The sequence below is a fragment of the Aquicoccus sp. SU-CL01552 genome (assembly GCF_040365005.1).
In the GTDB taxonomy this organism is placed as follows: Bacteria; Pseudomonadota; Alphaproteobacteria; order Rhodobacterales; family Rhodobacteraceae; genus Antarcticimicrobium.
On sequence record NZ_BAABWV010000002.1, the window covers coordinates 110,839 to 124,125 of the forward strand.

The following is a 13,287-nucleotide window of genomic DNA, read 5'->3' on the forward strand; positions in this document are numbered from 1 at the left end:
GCGCTCAAGAGGTTACCTGTTCCCGGAGAATCGACGCGGTAAGCGAGATCATCAGGTAGATACCGGAAAAGATCAGGAAAGCCAAAATCGTATTCTCGAACTTGCGCGGATAGCTGGCCTCCTGGCTGGCCACCGGCTGCACCGAGGTGGTCAGGTAGCGCACTTGTCGGTTGGCCTCCATCCGTGTCTGCTCGACCTGTTGCAGCGCCGACTGCAGCATCATGTCGCGGGTGGCCAGGTCGGCCTGGGCCATCTGGATGCGCACCGAGAGTTGCGCCAGCGAGTTTTCGCCCTTGGAGGCATCGACCATCTTCTCGTTCAGCCGCGCCAGAAGCGCCTTGAGCCGGCGCACGTCGCCGCGGGCGCCATCGACCTTGGCCTGGTTGGGGCGCGGGTTGTCCAGCAACGCGGCCAGCGTCAGCTCTTTTTCCTGCAACTGCATCTCGATGTTGTTGATCTGCCCGCGCAGCGCCGCGATCACCCCCTCTGGGTCAAGGATCGCGCCCTTCTGCTGCAGCGACACCAAAGCCTCCTGTGCGTTGCGTCGCTCGACCTGGGCGTTCTCGAACCCGATCAGCGCATCGCGCATCTGGTCGGCGCGCTTCTGTTCGCTCAACCGGTTCACCCGGTCTTCGGCATAGGAAATCAGGCTGCGCGCGAAATCGGCGCTGACCTCGGGGTCGGCGGCCACCACCTCCATCCGGATCACCCCTTCGGTCGGATCGAATCCGATCTGCACGAACTTGGAATACAGCTTGTAGGCCTGTTCGTTGGTGGGGTTCGGGTCCAGTCGCTGGATCGGGTCGATCCAGGACTGCGAGAAATGCGATTTGAACCCTTCGTCCTCGTCCAGCCGCAGCATCGCGTCCTTGGATTGCAGATAGGACTGGACCGCGATCGAATCCTGGCTGGTGGCGAACTGCGTCCCGCTCAGCAGGCTTCCCAGCCCCATGCCACCGCCGGCGTTGTCGGCCTTGAGGATCAGGAACTCGGACTTGGTGGCGTACATCGGGGTCGCCACCACGTAAAAGTAATACCCCACGATCGCGGTCGGCAGCAGCACAAAGAACATCAGCCGCGTCATCAACAGCGCCAGTTTCTTGCGCCGGCGCCGGGCGATGTCGCGCTGGATCGCCATGATCTCGTTCTCGCGCTCTTCCGCCGGGCTCATCCCGGGCGCGGTCTGCGGCGAGGTCTCTGTCGAGGGCAGGGTCCTTTTGCCGCCGGGCACGGTTTGCGGCAGTTGCACCCGGTCCTTGGCGGCGTCGGAGTGGTCCCCTGACTCGGCGTGGGGCACCACCAGTTCCAGCATGTTCGAGCGCTTGAACGGGTCGATTCCGCGCTGCCGCAGCAGTCGCACCGCGTCGAAATCCGAGGTCGCGGCCAGGTTGTGTTTTTGCGCCACGCGGCGCGCCATGCGCAACTGACGCCCGGTCAGCGCCTCACGCCGGATCGCGTCGATCTCGGCCTCGGCGCTGGTTTCGCGGGCCGAGGAGACCTCGCCGCTGATCGGGGTCGACCCCGCAGCGGGCGTGGAATCAGTGGCGGGCGCACCCTGCGGCGGCTCGGCCGAGGCTGTCGCCTCGGCTTTGGTCTCGCCGCCGCTGGCGACGACGCGCGGGCGCAACCGTTCAGTCGCCGGCGTCTCGGCGGCGGCGGTGCCTTCACGCGGCGGTTGCTCGGCGCTGCTCCCCGAGGGGGTGCTGCGACGGATGCGGAATTTTCTAGCCTTGGGTTTCGTAGTCATAGAGTTGTTTTGCCTCTTCCAAGGTGTCGAACATGTGAAGTTTGCCGTTCATCAGTACCGCCGCCGAACGGGCGAATTTTTCCAGCGTGGCGGCCTGGTGCGACACGATCACGATGGTGGTCGTGCGCAGCCGTTCGCGCAGGATGGCGCCTGCCTTGCGGTTGAATTCCACGTCGGTGGTGCTCGGCATGCCTTCGTCAATCAGGTAAATGTCGAAATCCAGCGCCAGCAGTAGCGCAAAGGAAAACCGCGCCCGCATCCCCGAGGAATAGGTGCCGATCGGCTGGTCGAAATATTCCCCCAGCCCGCAGAGCCACCGGCAATAGGCCTCGACGTAATCGGGATCCATGCCATAGAGCTTGGCGATGTAGCGGCAGTTCTCCATCGCCGAGACGCGGCTGACCACCCCGCCCATGAAGCCCAGCGGGAACGAGATCTTGCAGCCGCGCCGGATCTCGCCCTCGTCGGGTTTCTCCAGCCCGGCCATCATGTTGATCAACGTCGTCTTGCCGGTGCCGTTGGGCGCCAGGATGCCCATGCTGCGGCCCAGCTCCACGCGAAAGGAGACCCGGTCGAGGATCACCTTGCGGCGGGTGCCGGTCCAGAAGGATTTGCTGACGTTCTCGAATTCAAGCATGCTGTCGTCCTGTGCCGCCAGTCTCGGCGCGGGACCCCCTGTGTTTTTGTCGGTCTTGTTTTTGCTCGAGCCTACACTCCTTATCAGAGGAGTATGAATGGCTTACATATGGATTTGGGCCACATTATGTCGAAACGTGAAACAAAAAGCCAACAAGATTGAGGCCGGAATGGGGCGGTCTGCGTCGTTCCTGCCGTCTCGGGCGGCTTGGCCGGGCGCGGACCGGGCCGGGCGGCGCGTTTTTGTACTGTTTCCAATTCCGAAACAACCTTCGCGACATCTCCGGTCATCGTTGATGGGGGAGGGACGATGACCGGGGCCGACGCCCTCGGCAGAGAGATCGCGGCCTGCCGGCTCTGCGCCGACCGGTTCGCCGCCACCCATACCGCGCATGACCCGCGTCCGGTGGTCTGGTTCCGCCCCGGCGCGCGCCTGCTGATCGCGGGCCAGGCCCCCGGCGCGCGGGTGCATGCCTCGGGGCGGCCGTTCACCGACCCCTCGGGCGACCGGTTGCGCGACTGGCTCGGCATTGACGAGGCCACGTTTTACGACCTGTCGCGGGTGGCGGTGGTGCCGATGGCCTTCTGTTTTCCCGGCTACGACGCGCGCAAGGCGGATCTGCCACCGCCGCCGCTCTGTGCCCGGACCTGGCACGCGCGGGTGATGGGCGCGCTCGACTCGGTCGAGCTGACCATCCTGGTCGGCGGCCATGCGCAGCGCTGGCATCTTGGCGTAAAGACCCCGGTGACCGAGACGGTGAAGGGCTGGCGCGCCCATGCGCCGCGCGTCTTTCCCTTGCCTCATCCGTCCTGGCGCAATACCGCATGGCTGAAGAAGAACCCCTGGTTCGCGACCGAGCTGTTGCCGGTGCTGCGCGCCCGGGTGCAGGAGGTGCTGAAGGATGACCGCTGAACAAACCCCGATCGACGTCGCCCATGCCGCGATGGAGGCCACCCCGGACGACGGTGCGGCGCGCCTGCGGTTCTATGAACGGGTGGCCGATTGCGAACTCTACCTGCTGCTGACCGAAGAGGCGCAGGGCGACAATATCTCGCCGGAGCTGTTCGAGATCGACGCCGGCCGCTTTGTTCTCGCCTTCGACCGCGAGGATCGTCTGGCGCAATTCGCCGCCCGCCCTGCGCCCTATGTCGCGCTCTCGGGCCGGGTGCTGGCGCAGATGCTCGCCGGGCAGGGCATCGGGCTGGGCCTCAACCTCGAGGTCGCCCCCTCGGCGATCCTGATCCCCTCCGAGGCGGTCGACTGGCTGAACGACACCCTGGGCCACGCGCCCGAGGAGACCGAGGCGCGGCTGTCGGAATTCACCACCCCCAGCGGATTGCCCGAGGAACTGGTGCAGGCGCTGGATGCCAAGCTGGCCAGCGCCGCCGGGCTGGCGCAGGCGGCCTACCTTGTCGGCACCGTCGATGACGCCGGACGGCGCGGTCACCTGCTGGGTTTCGTCGGCGCGCTGGACCAGGCCCAGGGTGCGCTCGCCAAGGCGGCAAGCGAGGCGCTGACCTTTTCCGGCATCGAGGCCGGTGCGATGGATGTTGGGTTTTTCGACGGCGACGCGCCGGTCACCGCCAAGCTTGCCGCGGTGGGGCTGCGATTCGACCTGCCACAGCCGCAGATGCCCGAGCGGCTGGCCCCGGCCGCACCCGGTCGCGACCCCGAAAAGCCGCCGATCCTGCGCTGAGTGGGGCGAGGGGCGCTGCCCCTCTGCGCCTTCGGCGCATTCACCCCGGAGTATTTTACAAGAGAAGAAGCGGTTGGGTGCTCAGGCCCCCTCCGCCTCCAGCTTGTCCTGTGTCCTGGTGTCGAAATCGCCGGCGTCGTGACGCTCGTGCAATTGCGTTTCCGGCGCGCCGAAGGTGCGGTTGACCATGCGGCCGCGCTGCACCGCCGGGCGGGCGTCGATTTCTTTCGCCCAGCGTTGGACGTGTTCATAGGACTCCACGTCCAGGAAGGTGGCCGCGCTGTAGAGCCGCCCCAGCGCCAACTGCCCGTACCAGGCCCAGATCGCCATGTCGGCGATGGTGTAGTCGTCGCCGGTCATGAAACGCCGTTCCGCCAGGTTGCGGTTCAGCACGTCAAGCTGGCGCTTGACCTCCATTGCGAAACGGTCGATCGGGTATTGCCATTTCTCCGGCGCATAGGCGTAGAAATGGCCGAAGCCGCCGCCCAGGTAGGGCGCGCTGCCCATCTGCCAGAACAGCCAGGACAGCATCTCGGGCCGATCCCCGGGCGCGCCGAGGAAGGCCCCGAACTTTTCCGCCAGGTGCAGCAGGATCGCGCCGGATTCGAACACCCGCACCGGGGTCTCGCCGCTGCGGTCCATCAGTGCCGGGATCTTTGAGTTCGGGTTGACCCCGACAAAGCCCGAGCCGAACTGATCGCCGTCGCCGATGTTGACCAGCCAGGCGTCGTATTCGGCATCCGCGTGGCCGGCGGCCAGCAGCTCCTCGAACATCACCGTCACCTTGACCCCGTTCGGCGTCGCCAGCGAATAGAGCTGGAACGGATGCTGACCGACCGGCAGCTCCTTGTCGTGGGTCGGGCCGGCGATGGGGCGGTTGATGCTGGCGAAGCGACCGCCGCTCTCGCTGTCCCAGGTCCAGACTTCGGGCGGGGTATAGGGGGTGGTCATGCGCGCGTTCCTTGCTGTGGTGTGTCGATCCGTCGTCAAACGGGGCCAGCAAGACCTAATCGCGCGGGCGGCAGATGCCAAGCCGCGCCGGTGCAGGCCGGGGTGTGCCCGACCGCACAGGCGCGACAAATGCTCAGCGGCGGCGGTCGCGTCGCGCGCTCATCGGCTGGAACGCCACGCCCACATGCGCCTCGCAATAGGGTTTTCCGGGCTGCACCGGCAATCCGCAGAACCAGAAATCATCGGTTGCCGGATCGCCCACCGGCCATTTGCAGGTGCGTTCGGTCAGTTCCATCAGCGTCAGCTTCTTGGCCTTCTTCTCGACCTCGCTGACCTTGGCCAGCGCCTCGGGGCTGATCTCGTTGGCCGAGGGCTGCGGCGGCAGCGGCTGGCCGGCGGGAATGATCTGCTTGCGTGCGGGCATCGCCGGGCGGGTCTCCGCGGCGGGCTTGGCCGCAGGGGCGGCAGGCTCGGGTTTCGGGTCCGGCTTGGGCTTGGCGGGGGCGGTCGCGGCGGGCTGCGGCTTGGCCGGTTCTGCCGGTTTCGCCTTGGCCTCGGCCTTGGCCGGCGCGGCGCCGGTGCTGCGGTTGGACAGGCCCAGGCGGTGCACCTTGCCGATCACCGCGTTGCGCGTCACCCCACCCAGTTCCTTGGCGATCTGGCTGGCCGACTGGCCCTCGCCCCACATTTTCTTGAGCAGTTCAACGCGCTCGTCTGTCCAGGACATGGTCTGCCTTTCAAAGCTGAAAAGCGGCCCGCGCTGCCGCGGCCGCCTTGGGAGTTCCGTACCTACGGATATACTAGTCACTGACACCCGATATACAAGCCAAAGGCGATTCGCGAATCACTTCCGTCACGGAGGGCTGCCGCGCCCGGTCCGGATCGCCGATGGCCCCGCGCGGATGCGGGTGCCGGGTGCTGCGCGGCGATTTCCGCTTCCCTTTTGTCGCGGGCCGCGCTATGCGCCCTGCATGATCAAACGCCGCCATATCGCCGCCTCGCGACGCCGACGCATCCCCGCGTAACGGCCCCGTTCGATCTTTGCGCCACAACTTCGGCGCCTTTCTCTCTCACATCGTTGACGAAACCGCCCAAGCTGGGGCACTCCCTTGGGCCTGTACTTCCCTTAAAAGGAGGATCCGATGATCCCGTCCGTCCTGCCGACCTACAACCGCGCGCCGCTGAGCTTCGTGAAGGGCGAAGGCTCCTGGCTGATCGAGGCGGATGGCCGACGCTTTCTCGATCTTGGGGCCGGAATCGCGGTCAACGCGCTGGGCCACGCCCATCCGGCACTGGTCAAGGCGCTGACCGATCAGGCGCAAACCCTCTGGCACGTCTCCAACCTCTACCAGATCCCGCAGCAGCAGGCGCTGGCTGACAAGCTGGTCGAGGCCACCTTTGCCGATACCGTCTTCTTCACCAATTCCGGCACCGAAAGCTGCGAACTGGCGGTCAAGATGGCGCGCAAGTACTGGTACGACAAGGGCGCGCCGGACAAGACCGATATCATCACCTTCACCGGGTCCTTCCACGGCCGCTCCTCTGCCGGCATCGCCGCCGCCGGATCGGAGAAGATGACCAAGGGCTTCGGCCCGTTGCTGCCGGGGTTCAGGCATCTCGATTGGCGCGATCTCGACGGGCTGAAAGAGGCCCTCGATGACAGCACCGCCGCCGTGCTGCTGGAGCCGATCCAGGGCGAGGGCGGCATCCGCCCGCTGCCCGACGACGAGCTCAAGGCGATCCGCGCGCTCTGCGACGCGGCCGGCTGCCTGCTGATCCTCGACGAGGTGCAATGCGGCATGGGCCGCACCGGCCGCCTCTTTGCCCATGAATGGGCCGGCATCACCCCCGACATCATGATGGTGGCCAAGGGCATCGGCGGCGGTTTCCCCCTTGGTGCCGTGCTGGCAACGGAAGAGGCCGCCAGCGGCATGACCGCCGGCACCCACGGCTCCACCTATGGCGGCAACCCGCTGGGCTGCGCGGTGGGCTGCGCCGTGATGGATCAGATCGCCGATCCCGACTTTCTCGACGCGGTGAACCGCAAGGCCGGGCTGCTGCGCCAAAAGCTCGAGGGGCTGGTCGCGGCCCATCCCGAGATCTTTGAAGAGGTGCGCGGATCGGGCCTGATGCTCGGCCTGAAATGCAAGGCGCCCAACACCGATGTGGTCGCCGCCGGGTATGACGCCCTCGTCATCACGGTCCCGGCGGCTGACAACGTGATCCGCCTGCTGCCGCCGCTGACCCTGACCGAGGAGGAGATCGACGCGGCGCTGGCCCGCCTAGACAGTGCCGCGCAGCAGCTCGAAACCGCCTGATCTTTTTCTGGCCCCAAGTAGTCCGGGGGGGATGGGGGCTGGCTCCCACCGCTCTCCGCCCAACAAAGAACGAAGCCGATGAATCATTTCCTCGATATCCACAAGACAGACCCCGCCGCGCTGCGCGCCATGATCGACCAGGCCGGCGCGATGAAACAGGCCCGCGCCGGCCGCCCCAAGGCGGTGCCCGACGACGACGCGCCGCTGGCCGGCCGCATGGTCGCGCTGATCTTCGAGAAGCCCTCGACCAGGACCCGCGTCTCCTTTGACGTCGGCGTGCGCCAGATGGGCGGGCAGAGCATGGTGCTCTCGGGCAGTGACATGCAGCTGGGCCACGGCGAGACCATCGCCGACACCGCCCGCGTGCTGTCGCGTTACGTCGACATGATCATGATCCGTACCTTTGACGAAAGCGTGCTGACCGAGATGGCCGAATACGCCGACGTGCCGGTGATCAACGGGCTGACCGACCGCACCCACCCCTGCCAGATCATGGCCGACATCCTCACTTACGAGGAGCATCGCGGCCCGATCGCGGGAAAAAAGGTGGTCTGGGCCGGCGACGGCAACAATGTCTGTGCCTCGTTCCTGCACGCGGCGGCGCAGTTCGGCTTCGACCTGACGTTCACCGGCCCGGCCCAGCTCGACCCGGAGGAGGAGTTCGTCGGGTTGGCGCGCAAGGCCGGCAGCACCGTGGTGATCGAACGCGACGCGGCCAAGGCGGTCGAGGGCGCCGACTTGGTGGTTGCCGATACCTGGGTCTCGATGCACGACAGCCAAAGCTCCAAGGAACGCCGCCACAACATGCTGCGCCCCTACCAGGTCAACGCCGAGCTGATGGCCAAGGCCAAGCCCGACGCGCTGTTCATGCACTGCCTGCCCGCCCACCGCGAGGAGGAGGTCACCTCCGACGTGATGGATGGCCCGCAATCGGTGATCTTCGACGAGGCCGAGAACCGGCTGCACGCGCAAAAGGCGGTCATGCGCTACTGCCTCGGCGTCTGACGCCCGAGCCGTTCCCGACCCGGGGCAGGGCGCCTGCGCGCCCTGCCTGCGGATCGTACAAAACGGCGCCGGAATTCCCCGTTTCCGGCCTCGGCATCCGCGATCCATCTGGACAAACCCGCCGGCGACCGGGCAAATGCCGGCATGGATCTGCACAGCACCTATCCCGGGGTCATGGACCTCAAGTGGCGCGCCCGGCGGCGTTTGCCGAAATTCGTCTGGGAATACCTCGACAGCGGCACCGGCACCGAGGCGACCAAGGCCCGCAACCGCAGAGCGCTGGATTCGCTGGGGTTCATGCCGGCCATCCTGCAGGGGCCGCAGGATCCTGACCTCACCACCACGCTGCTGGGCCAGCGCTTTCCACTGCCGTTCGGCGTCGCCCCCATCGGCATGTCCGGGCTGGTCTGGCCCGATGCCGAAGGGCACCTCGCACGCAGCGCGGCGCAGGCCGGTCTGCCCTATTCCCTCTCCACCGTCGCCAGCCAGAGCCCCGAGGACGTCGCGCCGCACCTGGGTGAACACGCCTGGTTCCAGCTTTATCCGCCCAAGGCGCCCGAGATCCGCACCGATATGCTCGAACGCGCCCGCGCCGCCGGTTTCACCACGCTGGTGCTCACCGCCGACGTGCCGGTCGCCTCGCGCCGCGAACGCCAGACCCGCTCGGGCCTGGTTCAGCCGCCCCGGCTCACGCCGCGGATCCTGGCCCAGGTCGCCATGCGCCCAGCCTGGGCGCTGGGCATGGCCGCGCGGCGCGGCCTGCCGCATATGCGCACGCTGGACAAGTACAGCCAAAGCGACCTCAACCTGCCGCCCACCGCCCATATCGGCTACCTGCTGCGCACCTCCCCCGACATGGAGTATGTCAAATGGCTGCGCGACAACTGGGACGGCCCGTTCCTGGTCAAGGGCGTGCTGCGCGCCGAGGATGCCGAGCCGCTGGAACGGGCGGGCGTCGACGGTATCTGGATCTCGAACCATGCCGGCCGCCAGTTCGACGGCGCCCCCGCCGCGATCGAGGTGCTGCCCGCCCTGCGCGCGGCCTCCCGCCTGCCGCTGATCTTCGACAGTGGCATCGAGGGCGGGCTCGATATCCTGCGCGCCCTCGCGCTTGGCGCCGATTTCGTCATGCTCGGGCGTGCCTTTCACTTCGCGCTCGCCGCGCTGGGGCCAAAGGGACCGGCCCATCTGATCGACCTTCTCGCCCGCGACATGGCTGCCAACATGGGCCAGATCGGCGTGCAGCGTCTTGCCGACCTGCCGCAACCGATGCCGGTCGAACCGGCGCAGCCGGATTGATCTTGCCCGATAGCGCAATCATTCTGGCAAGGTCCGCCGATCCCGTATAGCCATGCCGAAACCGCCGCGACCCGCGGTGCAATGCAAAGCCGAACCTGAGGTGCCCATGTCCGACTTCCGCAAGATCCTGATAGCGAACCGAGGCGAGATAGCGATCCGCGTGCTGCGTGCGGCCAACGAGATGGGCAAGCGGACGGTCGCGGTCTATGCCGAGGAAGACAAACTCTGCCTGCACCGGTTCAAGGCCGACGAAGCCTACAAGATCGGCGAAGGGGTGGGGCCGGTGGCGGCCTATCTCAGCATCGAGGAGATCATCCGGGTGGCCCGTGAAAGCGGGGCGGATGCGATCCATCCGGGCTACGGGCTGCTGTCGGAGAACCCCGATTTCGTCGATGCCTGCACCGCCGCCGGCATCGCCTTTATCGGGCCACGGGCCGAGACCATGCGGGCGCTGGGCGACAAGGCCAGCGCGCGGCAGGTGGCGATCGCCGCCGGGGTGCCGGTGATCCCGGCCACCGGGGTGCTGGGCGAGGATTTCGAAGCCATCGCGCGCGAGGCCGAAGAGATCGGTTATCCCTTGATGCTCAAGGCCTCGTGGGGCGGCGGCGGGCGCGGCATGCGTCCGATCACCGGGCCGGAGGAGTTGCAGGAAAAGGTGCTCGAGGGCCGGCGCGAGGCCGAGGCCGCCTTTGGCAACGGCGAGGGTTATCTCGAAAAGATGATCACCCGCGCCCGTCACGTCGAGGTGCAGATCCTCGGTGACAAGCAGGGGCAGATCTATCACCTGTACGAGCGCGACTGCTCGGTGCAGCGCCGCAACCAAAAGGTGGTCGAACGGGCACCCGCCCCCTATCTCACCGACGCGCAGCGGCAAGAGATCTGCGAGCTGGGCTACAAGATCTGCAAGCACGTCGATTACGAAGCGGCCGGCACCGTCGAGTTCCTGATGGACATGGAGACGGAGCAGTTCTACTTCATCGAGGTCAATCCGCGGGTGCAGGTGGAACACACCGTCACCGAGGAGGTGACCGGCATCGACATCGTGCGCGCCCAGATCCTGATCGCCGAGGGCAAGACGATCGCCGAGGCCACCGGCAAGGCCAGCCAGGAAGAGATCCGGCTGAACGGCCACGCGCTGCAGACGCGGATCACCACCGAGGACCCGCAGAACAACTTCATCCCCGATTACGGCCGCATCACCGCCTATCGCTCGGCCACCGGCATGGGCATCCGGCTTGACGGCGGCACCGCCTACGCCGGCGGCGTGATCACCCGGTATTACGACAGCCTGCTGACCAAGGTCACCGCCTGGGCGCCGACGCCCAAGATGGCGATCGCCCGGATGGACCGGGCCCTGCGCGAATTCCGCATCCGGGGGGTGTCCACCAACATCGCCTTCGTCGAGAACCTGCTCAAGCATCCCACCTTCCTCGACAACACCTATACCACCCGGTTCATCGACGAGACGCCCGAGCTGTTCCGGTTCCCCCGGCGGCAGGACCGTGGCACCAAGGTGCTGACCTATATCGCCGACATCACCGTGAACGGTCACCCCGAGACCAAGGACCGCCCCGAGCCGCGCGCCGACATCCGGCTGCCGAAGCCGCCCGCGAAACAGGGCGAGCCGCGGATGGGCACCCGCAACCTGCTGGAACAGCAGGGGCCCAAGGCGGTGGCCGACTGGATGAAGGCGCAGAAACAGCTGCTGATCACCGACACCACCATGCGCGACGGGCATCAAAGCCTGCTGGCGACGCGGATGCGCTCGATCGACATGATCCGGGTGGCGCCGGCCTATGCCGCCAACCTGCCGCAGCTTTTCTCGGTCGAATGCTGGGGCGGGGCCACCTTCGACGTGGCCTATCGCTTCTTGCAGGAATGCCCCTGGCAGCGGCTGCGCGACCTGCGCGCGGCGATGCCGAACCTGATGACCCAGATGTTGCTGCGCGGCTCGAACGGGGTCGGCTATACCAACTATCCCGACAACGTGGTGCAGGCCTTCGTCAAGGAGGCCGCGAAGAACATTGACGTCTTCCGCGTCTTCGACAGCCTCAACTGGGTCGAGAACATGCGGGTGGCGATGGACGCGGTGATCGAGGCCGACAAACTCTGCGAGGGCACGATCTGCTACACCGGCGACATCCTCGATCCGGACCGGGCCAAGTACGACCTGAAATATTACGTCGGCATGGCGCGCGAGCTGGAGGCCGCCGGCGCCCATGTTCTGGGGCTCAAGGACATGGCCGGCCTGCTGAAACCCGCCGCCGCCGGTGCGCTTGTCCGGGCGCTCAAGCAGGAGGTCGGGCTGCCGATCCACTTTCACACCCATGACACCGCCGGGGGTGCCATCGCCAGCATCCTCGCCGCCGCCGAGGCCGGGGTCGATGCGGTCGACTGCGCGATGGACAGCTTCTCCGGCAACACCTCGCAGGCGACGCTGGGCTCGGTGGTCGAGGCGCTGCGCCACACCGACCGCGAGACCGGGCTGGATATCGGCGCGATCCGCGAGATCAGCGATTACTTCGAGGCGGTGCGCGGGCAATACGCCGCCTTTGAAAGCGGCCTTCAGGCCCCCGCGTCGGAGGTCTACCTGCACGAGATGCCGGGCGGGCAGTTCACCAACCTCAAGGCGCAGGCGCGCAGCCTCGGGCTGGAAGAGCGCTGGCACGAGGTGGCGCAGACCTATGCGGACGTGAACCGGATGTTCGGCGATATCGTCAAGGTGACGCCGAGTTCCAAGGTGGTGGGCGACATGGCGCTGATGATGGTCAGCCAAGGCCTCAGCCGCGCCGATGTCGAGGACCCCGACAAGGAGGTCGCCTTTCCCGACAGCGTGATCGACATGATGCGCGGCAACCTCGGCCAGCCGCCGGGCGGTTTCCCGGAGGGCATCGTGAAAAGGGTGCTAAAGGACGAGACCCCCAATACCGAGCGCCCCGGCAAGCACCTCGAGCCGGTCGACCTGGAGGCAACCCGCGCCGAGCTCAGCGCCGAGCTGGAAGGCAAGGAGATCGACGACGAGGACCTGATGGGCTACCTGATGTACCCCAAGGTCTACCTCGATTACATGGGCCGGCACCGGATGTACGGCCCGGTGCGCACGCTGCCGACGCGCGCCTTCTTCTACGGCATGGAACCGGGCGAGGAGATCTCGGCCGAGATCGACCCGGGGAAAACGCTGGAGATCCGCTGCCAGGCGGTGGGCGAGACCGACGAGGCCGGCGAGGTCAAGGTGTTCTTCGAGCTGAACGGCCAGCCGCGCACCGTGCGGGTGCCGAACCGGCTGGTGACCGCCCAGACCCGCGCCCGCCCCAAGGCCGAGCCGGGAAATGCCGCCCATGTCGGCGCGCCGATGCCCGGCGTGGTCGCCTCGGTCGCGGTCACGGTCGGCCAGAAGGTCAACCCCGGCGACCTGCTGCTGACCATCGAGGCGATGAAGATGGAAACCGCGATCCACGCCGAACAGGCCGGCACCGTCAAGACCATCCACACCGCCCCCGGCGCCCAGATCGACGCCAAGGATCTGCTGGTGGAATTCGAATAGGGCCGGATCGAGCGGCACAGGGCGGCCTTGGGGCGTATCGCGAAGATTGACGCGCCCCGGGGAATCGCGCAGGAGAGGGGGGAAGGGCCC

Annotated in this window: 10 protein-coding genes; 6 read left to right on the top strand and 4 right to left on the bottom strand. The window is 66.9% G+C overall.

The genetic code is table 11. From position 1 onward, the window contains the following. Window positions 1-4 precede the first annotated feature (4 nt). Together ABWV23_RS03270 and ABWV23_RS03275 are read right to left on the bottom strand one after the other, a co-directional pair. Complete coding sequence (locus tag ABWV23_RS03270; protein ID WP_353344880.1) at window positions 5-1,747, bottom strand: KpsE/RkpR family capsule polysaccharide export protein; 1,743 nt, start codon at window positions 1,745-1,747, stop codon at window positions 5-7. Further along, window positions 1,725-2,384: an ABC transporter ATP-binding protein gene (locus ABWV23_RS03275; protein WP_353344882.1), complete on the bottom strand. Its 660-nt coding sequence runs from the start codon at window positions 2,382-2,384 to the stop codon at window positions 1,725-1,727. Before ABWV23_RS03275 ends, ABWV23_RS03270 begins: the two co-directional genes overlap by 23 nt. A gap of 309 nt (window positions 2,385-2,693) precedes the next feature. Here ABWV23_RS03275 and ABWV23_RS03280 point away from each other — a divergent pair, with 309 nt between their 5' ends. Together ABWV23_RS03280 and ABWV23_RS03285 are read left to right on the top strand one after the other, a co-directional pair. After that, window positions 2,694-3,296, top strand: coding sequence for a uracil-DNA glycosylase family protein (locus ABWV23_RS03280; RefSeq protein ID WP_353344884.1), 603 nt, complete (start codon window positions 2,694-2,696; stop codon window positions 3,294-3,296). Then, window positions 3,286-4,080, top strand: a complete 795-nt coding sequence (locus tag ABWV23_RS03285) for an SseB family protein (protein ID WP_353344886.1) — start codon at window positions 3,286-3,288, stop codon at window positions 4,078-4,080. The genes ABWV23_RS03280 and ABWV23_RS03285 overlap by 11 nt, the downstream gene beginning before the upstream one ends. 81 nt (window positions 4,081-4,161) lie before the next feature. Here the strand turns inward: ABWV23_RS03285 and yghU are convergent, their stop codons facing one another. Together yghU and ABWV23_RS03295 are read right to left on the bottom strand one after the other, a co-directional pair. Beyond that, entirely contained in the window at window positions 4,162-5,031 is an 870-nt protein-coding gene (yghU, locus tag ABWV23_RS03290) for a glutathione-dependent disulfide-bond oxidoreductase (RefSeq protein ID WP_353344888.1), read from the bottom strand. A gap of 133 nt (window positions 5,032-5,164) precedes the next feature. Continuing rightward, window positions 5,165-5,758 carry a GcrA family cell cycle regulator gene (locus ABWV23_RS03295; protein WP_353344890.1) on the bottom strand — a complete coding sequence of 198 codons (594 nt, stop codon included), beginning with the start codon at window positions 5,756-5,758 and terminating at the stop codon, window positions 5,165-5,167. Window positions 5,759-6,173: 415 nt separating this feature from the next. On the opposite strand from ABWV23_RS03295, the gene ABWV23_RS03300 reads away from it, so the two are divergent. The 4 genes from ABWV23_RS03300 (at window position 6,174) to ABWV23_RS03315 (ending at window position 13,197) form a co-directional block, all read left to right on the top strand. Then, window positions 6,174-7,349, top strand: a complete 1,176-nt coding sequence (locus ABWV23_RS03300) for an aspartate aminotransferase family protein (protein ID WP_353344892.1) — start codon at window positions 6,174-6,176, stop codon at window positions 7,347-7,349. A 78-nt stretch (window positions 7,350-7,427) separates the two neighbouring features. After that, the gene (gene argF / locus ABWV23_RS03305) at window positions 7,428-8,354 is read left to right on the top strand and encodes an ornithine carbamoyltransferase (RefSeq protein ID WP_353344894.1); all 927 of its coding nucleotides are present in this window, start codon (window positions 7,428-7,430) and stop codon (window positions 8,352-8,354) included. Between the two features lie 144 nt (window positions 8,355-8,498). Then, window positions 8,499-9,653, top strand: a complete 1,155-nt coding sequence (locus ABWV23_RS03310; protein ID WP_353344896.1) for an alpha-hydroxy acid oxidase — start codon at window positions 8,499-8,501, stop codon at window positions 9,651-9,653. Between the two features lie 106 nt (window positions 9,654-9,759). Continuing rightward, complete coding sequence (locus ABWV23_RS03315) at window positions 9,760-13,197, top strand: pyruvate carboxylase (RefSeq protein WP_353344898.1); 3,438 nt, start codon at window positions 9,760-9,762, stop codon at window positions 13,195-13,197. The last annotated feature ends 90 nt before the right edge of the window (window positions 13,198-13,287 follow it).